20 protein-coding genes are annotated in these 19,157 nt (G+C 71.2%); 14 read left to right on the top strand and 6 right to left on the bottom strand.

Features of this window, described 5'->3' with window-relative positions; genetic code table 11:
• The first annotated feature begins 130 nt into the window (after positions 1-130).
• The 8 genes from LXM90_RS23085 to LXM90_RS23050 all read left to right on the top strand — a co-directional run bounded on the left by LXM90_RS23085 (position 131) and on the right by LXM90_RS23050 (position 8,303).
• Positions 131-889: an ABC transporter ATP-binding protein gene (locus tag LXM90_RS23085; protein ID WP_026604669.1), complete on the top strand. Its 759-nt coding sequence runs from the start codon at positions 131-133 to the stop codon at positions 887-889.
• A complete protein-coding gene (locus LXM90_RS23080) occupies positions 882-1,622 on the top strand; it encodes an ABC transporter ATP-binding protein (protein ID WP_042674624.1) in 741 nt (246 codons plus the stop codon). The genes LXM90_RS23085 and LXM90_RS23080 overlap by 8 nt, the downstream gene beginning before the upstream one ends.
• A gap of 94 nt (positions 1,623-1,716) precedes the next feature.
• Positions 1,717-2,934: an ABC transporter substrate-binding protein gene (locus LXM90_RS23075; RefSeq protein WP_020091435.1), complete on the top strand. Its 1,218-nt coding sequence runs from the start codon at positions 1,717-1,719 to the stop codon at positions 2,932-2,934.
• Positions 2,935-2,962: 28 nt separating this feature from the next.
• Positions 2,963-3,850 carry a branched-chain amino acid ABC transporter permease gene (locus LXM90_RS23070; protein WP_020091436.1) on the top strand — a complete coding sequence of 296 codons (888 nt, stop codon included), beginning with the start codon at positions 2,963-2,965 and terminating at the stop codon, positions 3,848-3,850.
• Between the two features lie 20 nt (positions 3,851-3,870).
• The gene (locus tag LXM90_RS23065; protein WP_020091437.1) at positions 3,871-4,857 is read left to right on the top strand and encodes a branched-chain amino acid ABC transporter permease; all 987 of its coding nucleotides are present in this window, start codon (positions 3,871-3,873) and stop codon (positions 4,855-4,857) included.
• A 144-nt stretch (positions 4,858-5,001) separates the two neighbouring features.
• Positions 5,002-5,355: a hypothetical protein gene (locus LXM90_RS23060; RefSeq protein WP_020091438.1), complete on the top strand. Its 354-nt coding sequence runs from the start codon at positions 5,002-5,004 to the stop codon at positions 5,353-5,355.
• Between the two features lie 58 nt (positions 5,356-5,413).
• Positions 5,414-7,360, top strand: a complete 1,947-nt coding sequence (gene mutL / locus LXM90_RS23055; RefSeq protein ID WP_020091439.1) for a DNA mismatch repair endonuclease MutL — start codon at positions 5,414-5,416, stop codon at positions 7,358-7,360.
• 175 nt (positions 7,361-7,535) lie between these two features.
• Positions 7,536-8,303, top strand: a complete 768-nt coding sequence (locus tag LXM90_RS23050; protein ID WP_234081066.1) for an SDR family NAD(P)-dependent oxidoreductase — start codon at positions 7,536-7,538, stop codon at positions 8,301-8,303.
• 40 nt (positions 8,304-8,343) lie between these two features.
• Here LXM90_RS23050 and LXM90_RS23045 read toward each other — a convergent pair whose 3' ends face one another.
• On the bottom strand, positions 8,344-9,996 hold the full coding sequence (locus LXM90_RS23045; RefSeq protein ID WP_020091441.1) for an AMP-binding protein: 1,653 nt from the start codon (positions 9,994-9,996) through the stop codon (positions 8,344-8,346).
• A 220-nt stretch (positions 9,997-10,216) separates the two neighbouring features.
• Between LXM90_RS23045 and LXM90_RS23040 the strand changes: the two genes are divergently transcribed.
• From LXM90_RS23040 to LXM90_RS23025, 4 genes are all read left to right on the top strand, one after another.
• Positions 10,217-10,756: a phasin family protein gene (locus LXM90_RS23040; protein ID WP_020091442.1), complete on the top strand. Its 540-nt coding sequence runs from the start codon at positions 10,217-10,219 to the stop codon at positions 10,754-10,756.
• Entirely contained in the window at positions 10,753-11,691 is a 939-nt protein-coding gene (locus tag LXM90_RS23035) for an alpha/beta fold hydrolase (protein WP_020091443.1), read from the top strand. The genes LXM90_RS23040 and LXM90_RS23035 overlap by 4 nt, the downstream gene beginning before the upstream one ends.
• A 397-nt stretch (positions 11,692-12,088) precedes the next feature.
• On the top strand, positions 12,089-12,529 hold the full coding sequence (locus tag LXM90_RS23030) for a helix-turn-helix domain-containing protein (protein WP_020091444.1): 441 nt from the start codon (positions 12,089-12,091) through the stop codon (positions 12,527-12,529).
• A 56-nt stretch (positions 12,530-12,585) separates the two neighbouring features.
• Entirely contained in the window at positions 12,586-12,960 is a 375-nt protein-coding gene (locus LXM90_RS23025; RefSeq protein ID WP_020091445.1) for a cupin, read from the top strand.
• 7 nt (positions 12,961-12,967) lie between these two features.
• On the opposite strand, the gene rsmD is transcribed toward LXM90_RS23025, so the two are convergent.
• The 4 genes from rsmD to LXM90_RS23005 form a co-directional block, all read right to left on the bottom strand.
• Positions 12,968-13,525, bottom strand: a complete 558-nt coding sequence (rsmD, locus tag LXM90_RS23020; protein ID WP_020091446.1) for a 16S rRNA (guanine(966)-N(2))-methyltransferase RsmD — start codon at positions 13,523-13,525, stop codon at positions 12,968-12,970.
• Positions 13,522-15,351: a pseudouridine synthase gene (locus LXM90_RS23015; protein ID WP_020091447.1), complete on the bottom strand. Its 1,830-nt coding sequence runs from the start codon at positions 15,349-15,351 to the stop codon at positions 13,522-13,524. Before LXM90_RS23015 ends, rsmD begins: the two co-directional genes overlap by 4 nt.
• 132 nt (positions 15,352-15,483) lie before the next feature.
• On the bottom strand, positions 15,484-15,660 hold the full coding sequence (locus LXM90_RS23010) for a DUF1328 domain-containing protein (RefSeq protein WP_012317097.1): 177 nt from the start codon (positions 15,658-15,660) through the stop codon (positions 15,484-15,486).
• Positions 15,661-15,737: 77 nt separating this feature from the next.
• Positions 15,738-15,929 carry a CsbD family protein gene (locus tag LXM90_RS23005; protein WP_020091448.1) on the bottom strand — a complete coding sequence of 64 codons (192 nt, stop codon included), beginning with the start codon at positions 15,927-15,929 and terminating at the stop codon, positions 15,738-15,740.
• 146 nt (positions 15,930-16,075) lie between these two features.
• Here LXM90_RS23005 and LXM90_RS23000 point away from each other — a divergent pair, with 146 nt between their 5' ends.
• Positions 16,076-16,564 (top strand): nucleoside deaminase, encoded by a 489-nt coding sequence (locus tag LXM90_RS23000; RefSeq protein WP_020091449.1) that lies wholly within the window; start codon positions 16,076-16,078, stop codon positions 16,562-16,564.
• A 58-nt stretch (positions 16,565-16,622) separates the two neighbouring features.
• Entirely contained in the window at positions 16,623-17,327 is a 705-nt protein-coding gene (locus tag LXM90_RS22995) for an SDR family NAD(P)-dependent oxidoreductase (RefSeq protein WP_020091450.1), read from the top strand.
• A 7-nt stretch (positions 17,328-17,334) separates the two neighbouring features.
• Here the strand turns inward: LXM90_RS22995 and LXM90_RS22990 are convergent, their stop codons facing one another.
• Positions 17,335-19,113: an outer membrane beta-barrel protein gene (locus LXM90_RS22990; RefSeq protein ID WP_020091451.1), complete on the bottom strand. Its 1,779-nt coding sequence runs from the start codon at positions 19,111-19,113 to the stop codon at positions 17,335-17,337.
• Positions 19,114-19,157 lie beyond the last annotated feature (44 nt).

Below are 19,157 nucleotides of genomic sequence, written 5' to 3'. Positions count from 1 at the left end.
CCGTCGTGACACGGAGGGCCACTGATATCACTCCCGGGGGATTGTCGCGCCGCCACGAGCGTTTGCGATGGACTGCGCGGCTTGGGATCGGCGATATGGCGGCAAGAAATCGAACCCGGGAGGGACACGCTTGGCACGGGATGTAATCCTGGCGACCGATGGCCTGACGATGGAATTCCGCGGATTCCGGGCCGTCAACGGCGTGGCGTTGCAGGTCGAGCGCGGCACCATCCACGCCCTCATCGGGCCGAACGGAGCCGGCAAGACCACCTGCTTCAACCTCCTGACGAAGTTCCTGATCCCGACCGCGGGAACGATCCGCTACAAGGACCGCGACATCACCGGCCTGAAGGCGGCGGACGTCGCCCGCCTCGGGCTCGTACGCTCGTTCCAGATCTCGGCCGTGTTCCCGCACCTCACGGTGATGGAGAATGTCCGCATCGCCCTCCAGCGGCGCCGGCGCGGCGATTCCTTCGACTTCTGGCGGCCCGAGCGGGTCCTGCGCGCGCTGAACGGCGAGGCGCTCGCCCTCGTCGAGGCGGTGGGCCTCTCCGACTTCGCCGACGTGCTCGCGGTCGAGTTGTCCTACGGGCGCAAGCGCGCGCTCGAGATCGCCACGACCCTCGCCCTCGATCCGGAGATGCTGCTCCTCGACGAGCCGATGGCCGGCATGGGTCACGAGGACGTCGAGCGCACGGCGCAACTCATCCGCCGGGTCTCGAAGGACCGCACCATCCTGATGGTGGAGCACAACCTCTCCGTGGTCGCCTCCCTGTCGGACCGGATCACCGTGCTGGCCCGCGGGCAGGTGCTGGCCGAGGGCGACTACGCCACGGTCTCGAAGGATCCGCGCGTGGTCGAAGCGTATATCGGGGCGGGACATGCCTGAGGCGGCTCTGAAGACACCTCCGGCGGCCGCGACCGACGCGCTGCTGACCGTCCGCGGCCTCGAGGGCTGGTACGGCGAGAGCCACGTCCTCCACGGCATCGACATCGACGTGCGCGCGGGCGAGGTGATCACGCTGCTCGGCCGCAACGGCGCGGGCAAGACCACGACCCTCCGGGCGATCATCGGGATCCTCGGCAAGCGCTCGGGCTCGATCGTCTACGACGGCGTCGAGACGGTCCGGATGGCGTCGCGGAACATCGCCCGGCTCGGGATCGGCTACGTGCCGGAGGAGCGCGGCATCTTCGCGAGCCTGACGGTCCACGAGAACCTGATGCTGCCGCCGCGGGTGAAGCCCGGCGGCATGTCAGTGGCAGACATCCACACGCTGTTCCCGAACCTCAAGGAACGCGCCGGCAGCCAGGGCACCAAGCTCTCGGGCGGCGAGCAGCAGATGCTGGCGATCGGGCGCATCCTGCGCACCGGCGCCAAGCTGATCCTGCTCGACGAGCCCACGGAAGGTCTCGCGCCGGTCATCGTCCAGCAGATCGGCCGGACGATCCAGCAATTGAAGACTCAGGGCTACACCATCGTCCTGGTGGAGCAGAATTTCCGCTTCGCCCAGACTTTGGCGGACCGGCACTTCGTGATCGAGCAGGGGCGGGTGGTCGACATGATCCCCAATGCCGAGCTTGACGCCAATATCGACAAGCTGCACGCCTATCTCGGCGTCTGAATCTCGCACGCGAAAACCGTAGAAGCGCCAGAAAACGGCGACTCGATATTCGGCCGGCGGAGATCCGCCGCGCCGCTGGAGGATGGAAACGAAAATGCTCGGACGCATCGCCCGGCCCGTGACCCTCGCCGCCCTCGCCGGCGCCCTGATGATGGGCACCGCAGCCGCGCAGACGAACGTGAAGATCGGCATCCTGGGCGACCGCTCGGGCGCCTACTCGGACATCAGTGGCGAGGGCTCGGTCGTGGCCGCGAAGCTCGCGGTCGAGGATTTCAAGCCCGAGCAGCACGGGCTGAAGGTCGAGATCGTCTCGGCCGACCACCAGAACAAGCCGGATGTCGGCGCGGCCATCGCCCGGCAATGGTACGACCGCGACGCCGTTGACATGATCACGGACGGCGTGACGTCCTCGGTGGCGCTGGCGATCAGCCAGGTCACCAAGGAGAAGAACAAGGTTTTCATCGATACCGGCGCCGGCACCGCCGACCTCACCGGCCCGCAATGCACGCCGAACACCATCCACTGGGTCTACGACACGGTGGCGCTCGCCAACGGCACCGGCGGCGCGATGGTCAAGCGCGGCGGCAACACGTGGTTCTTCCTCACCGCCGACTACGTGTTCGGCCAGACCCTCCAGCGCGACACCAGCACGGTCATCACCAAGAACGGCGGCAAGGTCGTCGGCTCGGTGAAGACGCCGTTCCCGACCTCGGACTTCTCGTCCTTCCTGCTGCAGGCGCAGGGCTCGGGCGCCAAGGTGATCGGGCTGGCCAATGCCGGCACCGACACGATCAACGCGATCAAGCAGGCGGGTGAATTCGGCATCACCGAGGGCGGCCAGGCGCTCGCCGGCCTCCTGGTCTTCTCCTCGGACGTGCACTCGCTGGGCACCAAGGTGGCGCAGGGGCTGGTGCTCACCGAGCCGTTCTACTGGGACCTGAACGACCAGACCCGCGCCTTCTCGGACCGGTTCGCCAAGCAGATGAAGAACGGCTCGAAGCCGACCGCGAACCATGCGGGCGTCTACTCGGACGTGCTCCACTACCTGAAGGCTGTGGCCGAGACGAAGTCGACCGCCGACGGCGCCGCCACGGTCGCCAAGATGAAGGCGATGCCGACGGACGACCCTCTGTTCGGCAAGGGCGTGATCCGCGCGGACGGCCGCAAGATCCACGACATGTACCTGTTCGAGGTCAAGAAGCCCGCCGAGTCGAAGGGCGAGTGGGACCTCTACAAGAAGCTCGAGACGATTCCCGGCGACCAGGTCTTCCGGCCGCTCAACGAGGGCAACTGCCCCCTGGTGAAGGGCTGACGGTGGGTTCGGGGCGCGGAGACCGGCCATGACCACGATCTTCGGTGTGCCGACGCAGGCCCTGTTCGGTCAGCTCCTGCTCGGCCTGATCAACGGCTCGTTCTACGCGATCCTGTCGCTCGGGCTCGCGATCATCTTCGGGCTCCTGAACATCATCAACTTCGCCCACGGCGCGCTCTACATGATGGGCGCGTTCGTGGCCTGGATGCTGCTCACCTATGTCGGTCTCGGCTACTGGTGGGCGCTGGGGCTCGCACCGCTCGTGGTGGGCGCCTTCGGCATCGTGCTGGAGCGGGTGCTCATCGCCCGGCTCCACAAGCTCGACCACCTCTACGGCCTGCTGCTGACCTTCGGTCTCGCGCTGATCATCCAGGGCCTGTTCCGCAACCAGTACGGCGTGTCGGGTCTGCCCTACGCGATCCCGGCCGAGCTGTCCGGCGGCCAGCGCCTGCCCTTCATGTTCCTGCCGAACTACCGCGCCTGGGTGGTGGTCGCCTCGCTGACCGTCTGCATCGCGACGTGGCTCGTGATCGAGAAGACCAAGCTCGGCGCCTATCTGCGCGCCGCAACCGAGAACCCGACCCTGGTCCAGGCGTTCGGGGTCAACGTGCCGCTGTTCCTGACGCTGACCTACGGGTTCGGCGTCGCGCTCGCGGGTTTCGCCGGGGTGCTCGCTGCGCCGATCTACTCGGTCAATCCCAACATGGGCGCCGACATCATCATCGTGGTCTTCGCTGTGGTGGTGATCGGCGGCATGGGCTCGATCATCGGCTCGGTAATCACGGGCTTCGCCCTGGGCCTCGTCGAGGGACTGACCAAGGTGTTCTATCCGGAGGCGTCCGCCACCGTGATCTTCGTGATCATGGTGCTGGTGCTGCTCGTCAAACCCGCCGGCCTGTTCGGGCGCACGGCCTGATCGCGATCTGAGGCACCCCCATGGCCGACACCGCCGCCCTCGACGCCGCCCCGATCGCCGCCGCCGTGCCGACGAGTCGGGACGACAAGGCGCTCCACCGCCTCATCTTCGTGGGCATCGCGGTGCTGCTCGTCGTGGCACCGCTCGTCCTGTACCCCGTCTACCTGATGAAGGTGCTGTGCTTCGCGCTGTTCGCGCTCGCCTTCAACCTCCTGCTCGGCTACGGCGGCCTGCTCTCCTTCGGCCACGCCGCCTATTTCGGCATGGCGAGCTACCTCTGCGCGTACACGGCCAAGAGCCTGGGTTTCACGCCCGAGCTCGCGATCCTCGCCGGCACGGTCACGGCCGCCCTGCTGGGTCTGGTCTTCGGCGCCCTGGCGATCCGCCGGCAGGGCATCTACTTCTCGATGATCACCCTGGCGCTCGCCCAGATGGTGTTCTTCTTCTCCCTGCAGGCGAAGTTCACCGGCGGCGAGGACGGCATCCAGGCGGTGCCGCGCGGCAACCTGTTCGGCGCGATCAGCCTCGCCGACGACCGGGTGATGTACGCCGTCGTGGCCGTCGTGTTCATGGCCGGGATGCTGCTGATCTACCGGATCATCCACTCGCCCTTCGGGCAGGTGCTGAAGGCAATCCGCGACAACGAGCCGAGGGCGATCTCGCTCGGCTACCGCGCCAGCCAGTACAAGCTCGCGGTGTTCGTGCTCTCGGCGACGCTCGCCGGGCTCGCGGGCTCCACCAAGGCGATCGTCTTCCAGCTCGCCTCGCTCACCGACGTGCACTGGTCGATGTCCGGCGAAGTGGTGCTGATGACGCTCGTCGGCGGCATGGGGACGGTGTTCGGGCCGATCGTCGGCGCGCTGGTGATCGTCACGATGGAGACCTATCTGGCGCAGTTCGGTGCCTGGGTGACGATCATCCAGGGCTGCGTCTTCGTGCTCTGCGTGCTGCTGTTCCGCGAGGGCATCGTCGGCCTGATCGCCCGGCTGATCCGACGGCCGCTCTAGGACGCGGGATCCGGGGCGGGTGGCGGTTGCATCGCGGCAACGCCCCCGTCGCGACCTGCAATGGCGGATCGGGGCTGCGACTTGTGGTGAGCTTTCGTTAACCAAGACTGCCCACGCTGACGGCTCCACGCTGTCAGGGCCACCATGACCCAGGACCGAACGCTCAGCATCGACGACCCGGCCCTCGACTGCCCGGTCGCACCGGACGTGGTCGGCCGCCTGATCAAGGCCGACCCGGACGGGGCCGCGCTTCTGCTCGACGGGATCCCGGAGGCGACGCGCGCCCGGCTCGCCGTCTGGCTCTACGGCCGCAGTCACACCCACGCGATCGGCGTCCGCGTCGCGGCGACCTGCGAGGGCCCGACCCTCCGGCGGACCGCGGGCCTCGTCGGGAACGTCCTCTACGACCTGTCCCGCCGTCCCGTGGCGGCGGCGAGCCACGGACCGCGCGGGGGCGCCGGCCGCATCTCCCTGGGCGGGTCGAAGCGCCGCGCCTGACGGGTCGGCACGACCGGCCAATTGGATCGCCGCCGCGCAGGGACTATCCTACGCGCCGATGTCCTCCCTGTCCGCGCCGTCCGTCCGCCGCCTCGACCCCGTCCTCGTCGATCGCATCGCCGCGGGCGAAGTGGTCGAGCGCCCGGCCTCGGCCGTTAAGGAGCTGGTCGAGAACGCGATCGATGCCGGGGCCCGGGCGATCGAGGTCACCGTCGAGGCCGGGGGGCGCCGGTTGATCCGGGTCGTCGACGACGGCCGCGGCATGACGCCGGACGATCTCGACCTCGCGGTCGAACGGCACGCCACCTCCAAGCTCCCGGGCGGCGACCTCACGGCGATCGACACCCTGGGATTCCGCGGCGAGGCCCTGCCGTCGATCGGCGCGGTGTCGCGGCTCGCCATCGTCACCCGCACGCCGGAGGCCGAGGCGGGGGCGAGCCTCACCGTCGACGCGGGGATGAAGGGGCAGGTCCGTCCGGCCCCGGCCCAGCGCGGCACCCGGATCGAGGTGACCGAGCTCTTCGCCGCCACGCCGGCGCGGCTCAAGTTCCTGAAATCGGACCGGGCCGAGAACGCCGCCATCGCCGAGACGCTGCGCCGCCTCGCCGCGACGCAGCCGGGCATCCGCTTCACCCTGCGGGCCGATTCCGGCCAGCCCCTGGTCCTGCCGGCCGAGACCGGGGCCGAGGCGGAGCTGCGCCGGCTCGCGGCGGTGCTGGGACAGGACTTCCTCGCCAACGCCCTGCCGGTTTCCCTGGCCCGGGAGGGCTTCGCGGTGACGGGCCATGTCGGCCTGCCGACCTACCATCGCGGTGCGGCGACCCATATCCACCTCGCGGTCAACGGCCGCCCCGTGCGCGACCGGCTCCTGCTCGGGGCGATCCGCGGCGCCTACGCCGACACGCTGGCCTCCGACCGGCACCCGGTTCTCGGCCTCGCCGTCGCGTGCGACCCCGGCCTCGTCGACGTGAACGTCCACCCGGCCAAGACCGAGGTGCGCTTCCGCGAGCCGGGCCTCGTGCGGGCGCTGATCGTGAGCGCGATCCACGACGCCCTGCGCCGCGGCGGCGCCCGCTCGGCCACCACCGGCGCCGCGCGGACCCTCGACGCCCTGCGCCCGGCCGGGGCGCCGCTCGCCACCCACAGCGGCGCCACCGCGCCGAGCCTGTTCCGGCCGACGCGGCCGGGCCCGTTCCCGAGCGGTGCACCCTCGGTGGCAGCGCCGCCCGGCTACCGTTCCTCGGCGGCGTGGAGGCCGGCGCCGCAGCCGGCGCAGGTCGAGCCGCCCGGCTTCGGCGAGGCCGCTCAGGCCGTCTGGGCCGGGCCCGAGCCCGAAGCCGTGGCGGCCCCGCCCCAGGCCGACACCCGCGTTGCCGCCGACGCTGTGGAGGCGCTCGATCATCCGCTGGGGGCCGCCCGCGCGCAGATCCACGAGACCTACATCCTCGCCCAGACCCGCGACGGCCTCGTGATCGTCGACCAGCACGCCGCCCACGAGCGCCTCGTCTACGAGCGGATGAAGGCCGAGCGGGAGGCAGGCGGCATCGCCCGGCAGGGCCTCCTGATCCCGGACGTGGTCGAGATGAGCCCCGAGGAGGCCGACCGGCTCGTCGCGGCCGCTCCCGATCTCGACCGGCTGGGCCTCACCATCGAGGCCTTCGGGCCCGGAGCGGTGCTCGTGCGGGAGGTGCCGGCGGCGCTGATCGGAGCCTCGACGCGCAACCTCGTCACCGACATCCTCGACGCCCTGGAGGCCAGCGGCGACGAGGAGGGCGGCGTCCCGGCGACGGAGGGCGGCCCGCTCGGGCGACGTCTCGACGCGATCCTGTCGCGCATGAGCTGCCACGGCTCGATCCGCGCTGGGCGTCGCCTGCGGCCGGAGGAGATGAACGCCCTGCTGCGCGAGATGGAGGCGACGCCCAATTCCGGACAGTGCAACCACGGTCGCCCGACCTCGATCGAACTGAAGCTCGCTGACATCGAGCGGCTGTTCGGCCGCCGATGAGCGGGCAGGGGCTCCGTGCCGGCTGGCGGACCCGGCGGAGCCGGTCCACAACAGGGTCCGGCGCCGCGGCCTGAAGACTGGCGGCGCGTGCAGGGGAAGCGCAGAGCCATGACCGATTTCGTCATCACCGGCGCGTTCCGGGTCGCCCTGCCGAGCGTCGCCGCGGCCCGCTGAGATGGCGAATCCGTTCGACCTCGCTGGCCGCCACGTTCTCGTCACCGGGGCCTCCAGCGGCCTCGGCCGCCATTTCGCCGGGACCCTGGCCCGCGCAGGCGCGCGCCTGTCGCTCGGCGCCCGCCGGGCCAACGCCCTCGCCGAGACCGTCGATCGCGTCGCGGCGGCGGGCGGTGAGGCCCACGCCGTCGTGATGGACGTCACCGACGCCGCGAGCGTTGAGCGGGCGCTCGACGCCGCCGAAGAGCGCTTCGGACCGGTGGCGGTGCTGGTGAACAATGCCGGCGTGACGGCGACGAAGCCGGCCCTCGACCTCGCGGAATCCGACTGGGACGCGGTGCTCGACACGAATCTCAAAGGCGTCTGGCAGGTCGCCCAGGCCACCGGCCGGCGCATGGTCCGGCACGGGGCGGGCGGCAGCATCGTCAACATCGCGTCGATCCTCGGGCTGCGGGTCACCGGCGGGCTCGCGCCCTACGCCACCTCGAAGGCGGCGGTTGTCCAGCTCACCAAGAGCCTCGCGCTCGAGTGGGCCCGCTACGGGATCCAGGTGAACGCCCTCGCGCCGGGCTACATCAAGACCGAGCTCAACGACGCCTTCTTCGAGTCCGATGCCGGCCGGGCGCTGATCAGGCGCATTCCGCAGCGCCGGCTGGGCGAGGCCGCCGAACTCGACGGGCCGCTCCTGCTCCTGGCCTCGGAGGCCGGCGCCTACATGACCGGCAGCGTCCTGGCGGTCGACGGCGGCCACCTCGTCTCCGGCCTGTAGTGGTCGCCCGAAACGGCTCCCGTCACGGGACCGGCGCGGGTCAGAGGGTCCGCGCCTGCTCGCGCAGGACGAATTTCTGAATCTTGCCGGTCGAGGTCTTCGGCAGCGGCCCGAACACCACCGTCTTCGGCACCTTGAACCGCGCCATGTGCTCGCGACAGAACGCGATCAACTCCTGGTCGCTCGGCACCGCTGCGCCGGGCTTCACCTCCAGGAACGCGCAGGGGCTCTCGCCCCAGGTCGGATCCGGCCGCGCCACGACGGCCGCCAGCATCACGGCGGGATGGCGCATCAGCACCTCCTCCACCTCCAGGCTGGAGATGTTCTCGCCGCCCGAGATGATGATGTCCTTCGCCCGGTCCTTGATCTCCACCGACCCGTCGGGATGCCAGACCGCGAGGTCGCCGGTCCGGTACCAGCCGCCGGCGAGGGCCTCCTCGGTCGCGCCCGGGTTGCCGAGGTAGCCCTTCATCACCGTGTTTCCGCGCAGGCGGATCTCGCCGACCGTCGTGCCGTCCCGCGGCACCGGCGCGTCGCTCGCGACGTCGGCGACGCTCACCGCCTCGAGCGTGGCCAGCGGCACGCCCTGGCGGGCCATGCGGGCGTGTCGCTCGGTGTCGGGGAGATCGGTCCAGTCCGGCTGCGCCAGACAGACCGTCGCGGGGCCGTAGCTCTCGGTGGCGCCGTAGAGATGCGTCACCTGGAAGCCGAGCTCCTCCATGGTGCGGATGATCGTCGAGGACGGCGCCGCGCCGCCGACCGCGCAGCGCACGCGCTGGGGGAACGGCACACGGTCCTGCGCCGGCGCGTGCGCGATCATCGAGAGGACGATCGGGGCGCCGCACAGATGCGTCACCCCGTGCTCGGCGATCAGCCTGAAGATCGCCGCCGGCTCGACCTTGCGCAGGCAGACCTGCGTGGCGCAGGCGGCGACACTCGCCCATGGGTAGGACCAACCGCTGCAGTGGAACATCGGCAGCGTCCAAAGATACACGCTCTCGCCGGTCAGGCCGAACGTGACGGCGTTGCCGAGCGCCTGGAGATAGCCGCCGCGATGGCTGTAGACGGCGCCTTTGGGATCGCCGGTCGTCCCCGACGTGTAGAGCAGGCAGAGCGACTGCCACTCGTCCTCCGGGCCGTGCCAGGCGTAGTCCGGATCGCCCTCGGCCAGCAGATCCTCGTAGGGCAGGGCCCCGTCGATCCCGGTCGCGCCGATCACCACGACGAGGACCGGCTCGGCGAGTTCCGCGAGCGCCCGCGCGGCCAGCGCGGCGTACTCGGCCTCGACGAGGAGCGCCCGGGCGCCCCCGTGCCGCAGCGAGAACGCGATCGTCGCCGCGTCGAGGCGCGTATTCAGCGGGTTCAGCACCGCGCCGAGCATCGGCACGGCGAAGTGCGCCTCGATCATCTCCGGGACGTTCGGCGCCAGGATCGCCACGGTGTCGAGTGGCCCGACCCCCCGGGCCGCGAGGCCCGCGGCGAGGCGCCGGCAACGCGCGTAGAGGTCCGCGTAGGTGAGCCGGCGGTGGCCGTCGATTACGGCGATCCGCCCGCCCGCCGCGGCGGCGGCCCGCGCCAGCAGGCTGGCGGGGGTCAGCGGGACGTAGTTGGCCGGCCGGCGCGCGAGCCCGGCCTCGAACGGATGAGAGCCCGTCTCGCGGACCTCGGTCTGGGTCGGACGGGTGTCCGTCATCGTGCAGCCTTCTGATCGGGCGGCGGGCGTGGCGTGCGCTCCGCGCGACGAAGATTTCGCCGCCGTCGTGCCTGTCAATCGCGGCCACCGTGACAATGTGGGCCGCGCGCGGATTCTGTTACAGGGCCCTGTTGACGGGAGATCGCCCCTGGCGGATGCCCGTATTCCAGCGACGCGCCGTCGGGACCGCGTGCGACCGGCCCATCTGCGGGAGACGATTGTGGGGAACGACAACCTGCCGGCGATCTCCGGGGAGACCGGCCGCGCCGCGGTGGAGGGCAGCGTCGCCCGGGCGCGCGAGGCGTACGAGCGCTTCGCCGAGGCGGGCGAGATGGCGCTGAACGCCTTCGAGGCCTCGATGGCGCAGAGCTTCGAGGGCTGGCGCGCGGTGATGGGCTCCAGCCGCGAGACCGCGCACCAACTCACCGACAGCAACGTGGCCGGCGCCCGCCGGGTGCGCGAGCAGTGGGACGCCGCCGGCGCCCGGCTCTACAACGCGTTCGAGGACAACGCCGTCCACGCCATGGCGGCGATGCGCGAGATCGGCCACCGGATCCTCGTGGCCTCCGACACCAATGTCCGCGCGAGCCTCGACTTCGCGGACCGCGTCGCCAAGGCGGCAGATGCCCGCGAGGTCGCGGCGCTGAACATCGCGTTCCTGCAGGAGCAGGCGCGCCGGCTGACCGACCAGATGGTCGACCTCCATCAGACGACCGGCCGTCTCGCCCGCGAGGCCGCCGCGCGCACGGAGACCCCGTGACGGCCGGCACCGCGGCGCCCGTTCCCGGACCTGAGGCGACGCCGCGGCTCGACGACCTGAGCCGCGCCGACGTGCCGTTCCGGACCGGCCATTTCCAGGCCTACGCGCCCCACGACTTCCACCGCATCGCCTACGTGGAATGGGGTGACCCGGACAGCCCGCACGTCGTCGTCTGCGTCCACGGTCTCAGCCGCCAGGGCCGCGATTTCGACGCCCTCGGCTATCGCCTCGCGAAGCTCGGGTACCGGGTGATCTGCCCGGACCTGCCCGGGCGCGGCCTCAGCGGATGGCTGAAGGACCCGGAACTCTACGGCCTGCCGCAATACGCCGCCGACATGGCCGCGCTCATCGCCCATCTCCGGGTCCCCGGGAAGATCGACTGGGTGGGCACGTCTCTCGGCGGCCTGACCGGCATGGTCCTGGCCGCGGCCGCCCGCACCCCGATCCGCCGGATGGTGATCAACGATATCGGCCCGTTCCTGCCCTGGGCGCCCATCCGCGAGATCGGGTCGCGCCTGCGGGACGCGCCCCGGCTGCACCATAACCTCGCCTCGGGCGAATCGCGTCTGCGCACGGTGCTGGGCGCGTTCGGGCCGCTCACCGACGAGCAGTGGCGCCACATCGCCAAGCACAGCTTCTTCCAGGAGCCCAACGGCGGCTGGCGGCCCCACTACGATCCCGGCATCGGAGACGCCTTCCGACCGGGCCGCGTCTACAGCGTGAGCATGTGGCGCGACTGGGACGCGATCACCTGTCCGGTCCTGCTGCTCCGCGGCGAGCACTCGGAACTCCTCCTCGCCTCGACGGCCGACGAGATGACGCGCCGGGGACCGCCGACGCGCCGCGTCGAGATTCCCGATTGCGGCCACGCGCCCGCGTTGCTCGACGACGACCAGTTGCGAATCGTCCTCGATTGGCTCGGCCCGGCGGCGTGATTCCGTCGCCGGCGCGCGCCACCGAGCCCTGAGTCGACCGTTTGCTGTCGTACGGATTTCACTGGGATCGGCCCGCCGGGCCCAACGCGGCGCAGGCAACCCGATATCGCCCGGCAGTGTTCGAGAGTGAATTTTTAGCTGATCTCGCTCACTTATATTTGATCGGGCCCGGTATTTGAGTTGTTCTCGCGGCGGGCACTGGAGGGCCCAAATTGCGGTCTTCCGGACCTAAGATTTCGAGAGCGTAACCATTCGTTGCACGCGCGGCTGACCTGTGGCACTAACAGATGTCAGGTCTGGATCTTGGCCGCGCAATGTTGCACCTGTCGGTTGTGATTGGCGCCCTGGATCCGGGCGAGCAAGCCTGCAGACAGCAAGAACATCCGGACTACCCACTATGGCGAACCCAACCCCCAAGCCGAAGCAGACCACAGCCATCGATCACGGGGTCGGCAGCCGCATCGCGTTCCTTCGGGCGGCGAATGGACTGAGCCAGTCCGCGCTGGCCAGCGCGCTGGGCGTCAGCTTCCAGCAGGTCCAGAAGTACGAGACCGGCAAGAACCGTGTCGGTGCCGGCCGCCTGCAGGCGATCGCCGAGCGGCTCGGCGTTCCGGTCTCGAGCTTCTTCGAGCCCGAGCCCGAGGCGACGACGGATAGCGGTCCCGCGCTGCTGCGCGTCGCCGGCGCCGTCGAACTGCTCCGGGCCTACAATCAGATCGCTGACGATCAGATGCGCCGCGACGTGCTCTCCCTCGTCAAATCCGCGGCGCGGATCGGTCAGACCAAGACGTCGGACGGCGCGGCACCGCAGGCGGGCGGCGCTCTGCGCAACTCCTGACATCCGGGCCTTGCCCGGCGCCAATCCGGCGCCGTGCGGTCCCTGCAGGCGGGATCATGGACTCTCTCCCGACGCGCGTGACCCACCTGCTCGCCGACCTGCCGCTCCGGGCGGACGACGAGATCGTGTCGGTCCTGGTCTCCGAGCCGGGCCTGCGGGTGGAGCGCATCGTCTCGACCGGTCAGGCGAGCCCGCCGGGATTCTACTACGACCAGCCGGATACCGAGTGGGTCGCCATCCTGACGGGCGCGGCCGACCTTCGGTTCGCCGACGAGGCCGGGGCCCGTCGCCTCGTCGCGGGTGACGCCGTGCTGATCGCGCCGCATCGTCGGCACCGGGTGGAGTGGACCGACTCACCCACCGTCTGGCTGGCGATCCATTTCGGGTCTCAAGTCGGCGCTACGGATCCGGCTTCGCGCGATCGGGACTAAGCACGATTCAGGCGGCGAATCGGGCGATCGCCACGGCCGTATCCCCGTAGACGCGCCGCTCCAGTTCCGCGAAGCCGGCCGGCCACACGACCTGCGCGGCCTCGACCTCCTCGACGACGATGAGAGCCCCGGGCGCCAGCCAGGCGCCCTCGGCGGCGCTTTTCAGGGCGCGCGGCGCGAGATCACGGCCGTAGGGCGGATCGCAGAAGACCAGCGAGAAGGTGCCCGACGTGGAGGCCGGGCCGAGACGGGTCGCGTCCCGCCGAAACAGGCGCGTCACGCCTTCGGCACCCAGGGCCTCGATGTTCTCGCGGATCACCGCGCGCGCCTCGGCGCCCTCGTCGACGAGGAGGGCGTAGGCGGCGCCCCGCGAGAGCGCCTCGAAGCCGAGGGCACCCGTACCGGCGAACAGGTCGAGGACCCGGACGCCGGCGACGGCGTCGTCGTAGGCGTGGGCGAGCACGTTGAACAACGATTCCCGCAGGCGGTCCGATGTCGGCCGAATGGCGTCGGTGCGCGGCGTGGCGAGCCTGCGGCCGCGCCACGCGCCGCCGACGATCCTCACCGCGTCCCGCGCGGCGGCCGGCCGCCGCCGGGCTTGGCGCCCCCGCGCGGCGCACCGGGACGAGCACCAGGACGACCGCCCGTGTCCGACCCGCCCGCTGGTCCGTTGCGCCGACCCTGGCCAGTCCCCTTGCCGGCGAAACCGCCGGGCTTGCCACCGGGGCGGCTTCCGCCGGGACGCGCACCCCCGGTCTTCGGGCCACCGAACGCGGGCTTGCCCCCGGCGGCAGCGGGCTTCTGGCCGCGGAAGCCGCCTGGCTTCCGCGACGCGCCCTCCGCCGGCCCGGCGTCGAACGGTCGGTCGCGCCGGCCCCCGGGCTTGCCGCCGCGCTCGTCGAATCGCCGCTCGTCCCGCGGAGCCTCGCTCCGCGCGCTCTCGCGGCGCGGGCGCTCATCGCCGCGGCGCTCATCGCGCCGACCGGCGGGGCGCTCCTGCCGCTCCGGCATCCCCCGGTCGGCGAAGCGGCGCTTCGGCTTGGCGACGGGCTCGGGCTCCGCCGGCGTTGCGGACAGGCGCTCGACGACGACCCGGCGGTCGCCGGCTCGGATCGAGCCGACGCGCTCGCGGCCGCGTTCTGCCGCGGCCGCCTGCGCGGCCCGGGGATCCGCGCCGCGCCGGGGAATGCGCGTCCCCCGCGGCTTGGCCGCGTTCTCGTCGCGCCACGCGGAGTTGCGCGGTCCGGGACCGGTGCCCCCGGTCGAGACGCGCGGCGCCGGCGCGGGACGCGCGGCATTGCGCCGGGAAGATGCCGGCTGCGCCGATTGGGCGTCCCGATCCGCCGGGCGGGTGCCACCGAACGGCGAGATCGGCTCGCGGACCGGACTGTCGAAATCCACGCCGGCCTGCTCGGCGAGGCTCTTGCCGAGCTGATCCTTGAGGACGCGGGTCCGCACCTCCTCGACCAGGCCGACCTCCAGGTCGCCGAGCTGGAAGGGCCCGAAGGAGAGCCGGATCAGCCGGTTCACCGACAGTCCGAGATGCTCGAGGATGCGCTTGACCTCTCGGTTCTTGCCCTCGCGCAGGCCGAGCGTCAGCCAGACGTTATCGCCCTGCACGCGGTCGAGGGTCGCCTCGACGGGGCCGTACTCCATCCCGTCGATGGTGACGCCCTTGGACAGCCGGTCGAGCTGCGCCTGATCGGTGTCGCCGTGGGCGCGGACTCGGTAGCGGCGCAGCCAGCCCGTGTCGGGATGCGCGATCACCTTGGCGAGCCCGCCGTCATTGGTGAGCAGCAGCAACCCCTCGGTGTTGATGTCGAGCCGTCCGACCGCCACGACCCGGGGCAGATCCTCCGGGAGCACGTCGAACACCGTCTGGCGGCCCTCCGGGTCCCGGGCGGTCGTCACCACGCCCCGCGGCTTGTGGAAGATCCACAGGCGGCTGCGCTCCCGCGACGGCATCGGCTCGCCGTCGATCAGGATCCGGTCGTTCTCGGTGACATTGCGGGCCGGGGATGTCAGCGTCTCGCCGTTGACGCTGACGCGTCCGGCCAGGATCATCGTCTCGGCGTCGCGCCGCGAGGCGACGCCGGCCCGTGCCATCGCCTTCGCGATGCGCTCGCCGGGCGGCGTCTCGATCAGGGCTTCGGCGTCCGCGGACGCTTCGGGGCCTGGCTCCGGCTGCGGCTCTGGCAGAGGCTCCGCCTGCGGGGCGGGCTGCGGCTTGGCCTTCCGCGCCGTCTTCTTCGCGGCAGAACTGGCAGGCCGCTCGGTGTCGGCATCGGCACGGCCCGCATCGGTGGGCGGTGCCCAACTCTCGGTGCGCGCTGACTCGGGGGCCGGACGGGCGGTCCCCTCCGGCTTATCGTCGTTCGGCAAGTCGCTCATGCCTGCCGCTTATCAGAGCCGGTTCCGACAGGCGAGACGGGTTGTGCACCGGTGCGAGTCGCCTCAACGCGAAGAGGCGGCCCGTCGGGACCGCCTCGAAGACTTGGATGGCGGGTCGAAGACCCGCATTCGTCAGAGTCTCGGCGAGCGCCCGCGCATCACGCCGAACACGGCGGAGATCAGGAACAGCGCGATCGCCACGAAGAAGACGATCTTGGCCGCCTCCATCGCCGTGCCGGCTATGCCGCCGAAACCGAGGAGCGCCGCCACGAGAGCGACGACGAGAAACGTGACAGCCCAGCCGATCATGGCATCCTCGCGTTATTCGGGTCGGTTCAGTTCTGGAACCCGCCCGAGGCGGGTTCCGTTCCGGTCGCGCTCGACGATCAGAGCTTGTCGGTGGCGGACTTCACCGCGCTCTTGGCGTCGCCGACGGTGCCCTGGGCCTTGCCCTTGAGTTCCTGGGCGGCACCTTCGGCCTTGAGCTTGTCGTTACCGGTCACGTCGCCGATGCCCTGCTTGGCCTTGCCGACGGCCTCGTTGGCGACGCCCTTGATCTTGTCGGTGGTGCTGCTCATGGCGTTGTCCTCTTGTTCGATCTGCGGCGGCGCCGCACTGGTTCCTGAAACGGTCACGGTCGGCGGAATGTTCCAGGCCTTAACATTGACTTGGGTCAGGCCAGCCCGCCGCCCCGGGCCCGTCGCGTCAGTGGGATGAGAACAGCTTGGCTGCCGATCCGATCCATCCGGCACGGGCGGAAACGTCCGGACCGCTGACCGCGCTCGATCACGCTTTCGCGGCCGCCCGCGCCGCGGCCGCTGCCGGGGAGGTCCCGGTCGGCGCCGCGGTGGTCCGGGACGGGGTCATCCTGGCGGTGGCGCATAATCGGCCGCGCGAATTGCACGACCCGACGGCGCACGCCGAGATCCTGGCGATCCGCGCGGCCTGCGCGGCCCTCGGCACCGAGCGCCTCGTCGGCTGCGATCTCTACGTCACCCTGGAGCCGTGCCCGATGTGCGCGGGCGCGATATCCTTCGCGCGCATCCGGCGACTCTACTACGGCGCGGCCGATCCGAAGGGGGGTGGGGTCGAGCACGGGCCGCGCGTCTTCGATCAGCCGACCTGCCACCACGTGCCGGAGGTCTACGGCGGGTTCCGCGAGCGCGAGGCGGCCGATCTGCTCCGGGCGTTCTTCGCGCAGCGCCGCGACTGACGCGGGGCGGGCGTACAGGTTCCCATCGGCCCTGGGCGGGTCAGCAGAGGAGGAGAGGATGATCCCGACCTATTCCAGAGCCCTGATCGTCGGGGCGGGCGCCGGCCTCAGCGCATCGCTCGCGCGCCTGCTCGCCGCCGACGGCATGACGATCGGCCTCGCCGCCCGGAACGTCGACAAGCTCGCCGCACTGGCGGCGGAGACGGGCGCGGCTGTCCATGCCTGCGACGCCAGCCAGCCCGCTGAGGTCGAAGCGCTGTTCGCCCGCCTGGAGCCGGCGCTCGGCGGTCCGCCGGACGTCGTCGTCTACAACGCGAGCGGTCGTCTCCGCGGCCCGGTCGCCGATCTCGACCCGGACGCGGTCGCCCAGGCGCTGATGGTGTCCGCGTACGGTGGTTTCCTCGTGGCGCAGGCCGCGGCGCGCCGCATGCTGCCGCATCGCCACGGCGCGATCCTGCTCACCGGCGCCTCGGCGAGCGTGAAGGGCTTCGCGGGATCGGCCCCGTTCGCGATGGGGAAGTTCGCGCTGCGAGGACTGGGTCAGAGCCTCGCCCGGGAATTGCAGCCCCACGGGATCCACGTCGCGCACATCGTGATCGACGGCGCCATCCGCAATCCGGCCCGCGGCGGCGAGCCGCCGGAGGCCCCCGACAGCCATCTCGATCCCGACGCCATCGCCAGGGCCTATCGCGACCTCCTGCGCCAGGATCGGAGCGCCTGGACCTCCGAACTGGAACTGCGTCCCTGGACGGAGCGGTTCTGAGGCCGCCTCAGGGATTCACGCGCAGGCCGAGCAGGAAGGTGTTCTCCCGGAAGCTGGACCCGGCGACCGTGCTGTCGAACTTCTGATAGATGTACGTGCCGCGCAGGGTCAGCCAGCGGGTGAAGTGGTAGTCGAGCCGCGCGGTCGCCGAGAACCCGTTCTCACGGATGCTGCTGCTCTGGTAGTCGTTCCGGAGATACGATCCGCCGAGGACGATCGAGAGGTTGCGCAGCAGGTCGTGCTGCACCTCGAGCGTCGCGACCTCGGTGAGCACGCCGCTGGAGCCCGGGATCGTCGTCTCGGTGACGCCGGTCGCGGCGGTGAGACGGACGGTCGTGAGCGGACTCGCCGCCCAGACCAGGGCCGCGTTGAGCAACGGCGCGTTGATGTCGCGCAGGCTCGGATCGACGTAGGTCCGATGCTGGATGCCGGCGGAGATCTCGCCCGTCACCGAGCGCGCGAGGCCGATGCTCGTCCCGAAGGCGACCGCGATGCCGTCCGAGTCGCGCCGGACGCCCGTCGCGTCGAAGCGGCGGTCGTAGACGCGCGTGTCGCCGAGCAGGTCGATGAACGGGCTGAAATCCGGGTTGATCTCGTAGGCCGTGCGCAGCTGCAGGCTGTACTGGTTCAGGTTGCGGTCGGACTGATTGACGATCGTCCCGTCCGCCAAACGCGCATTGTCGAACTCGGAGCGGTCGACGGACCCGCGCAGGGTGACCGACAGGCGGTTGAACGTCTCCGTCGCCCCGAGCGAACCGCCGTAGACGGCCAGGAGCGGCCGTGTCGTGGCGGTGGCAGCCTGGAGGTTGGCGCTCGACGTGCGCTGCGTGTCCACCAGGAACCGCCCCTCCGCGTCGATGCGCAGGTCCCGGTTGGCGTCGATGCGCAGCCGGACCACGCCGTCTGCCGCGGGGCGGCTCGCGGCCTCGTTCTGCGGGGTCTCGAGGTACGAGCCCCGGAGCGAGCCCTGCAGCGAGCTGGAGGACCAGTTGCTCCGGAAGTCGACCGTGGCGTCGGTGCGCAGCGCGACCGAGCCCTTGGCGATCTGGCGGGTGGTCTGGTCCGGGTTCGAATCGTAGCCGACGCTCTGGGCGAAGGTGGGCAGGACCGTGAAGGTGCCGACCTGATAGCCGATCGGCGCGTAGGCCGGATCGGTGGGGATCGCGCGCGCTAGGTCGGTGCCGAGGATGAAGCCCGGGGTCAGGAGGCCGAGGGCCGGCGCGATCGACTGGAACGGGAGGATCGGCCGGATCGGCGTCACGACCTGCGGGTTCGGGACCCCGACGACCGCCTGCTGGACCACCGGCGTCAGCCGCAGCGCCGGCGGCGGGATCTGCGTGACGTCCTGAGTGACCCGCCGCGTCGCCGAGCCGATCCGCCGCGGCGGAGCGGCGCGCGTGCGCAGGAGAGTCGACGGCGCGAGATTGGCCGGTGCCGTCGAAGATCCGCCGGTGCGCCGTCCCCCTGTGGTGACGCGGGTGCTGAGCTGGGACACGCCGGGCTGACCCGGGATCTGCGTCTGCGCGGGGGGCGAGAGCGGCGACCGAAGGCTGTCACCGCCGGTCTGCTCGCCGCCCGCCGCGTCGCCGCCGAGCGCCCCGCGATTCTGGTCGCGGCTCAGGCCGTCCGGGATCGTGCGCTTGAGTGTGGGCAGGCCATTCGGGCCCGTGTCCTGGCCGATGCCGGGATTGTCGGGCTGGCCGGTAACCGGGCTGGTCGCGTCGAACCGCTGGGCTGCCGCCGGTGCCGCGAGCGTGACGCCGAGCGCCGCGGCGGCGAGCCGCATCCTCCGCCGTTCCCACCGGTCAGCCGCCGTCCGCACCTGATCCC

This window comes from Methylobacterium oryzae (genome assembly GCF_021398735.1).
In the GTDB taxonomy this organism is placed as follows: domain Bacteria; phylum Pseudomonadota; class Alphaproteobacteria; order Rhizobiales; family Beijerinckiaceae; genus Methylobacterium.
This window is presented reverse-complemented; position numbering and strand designations above follow the sequence as displayed.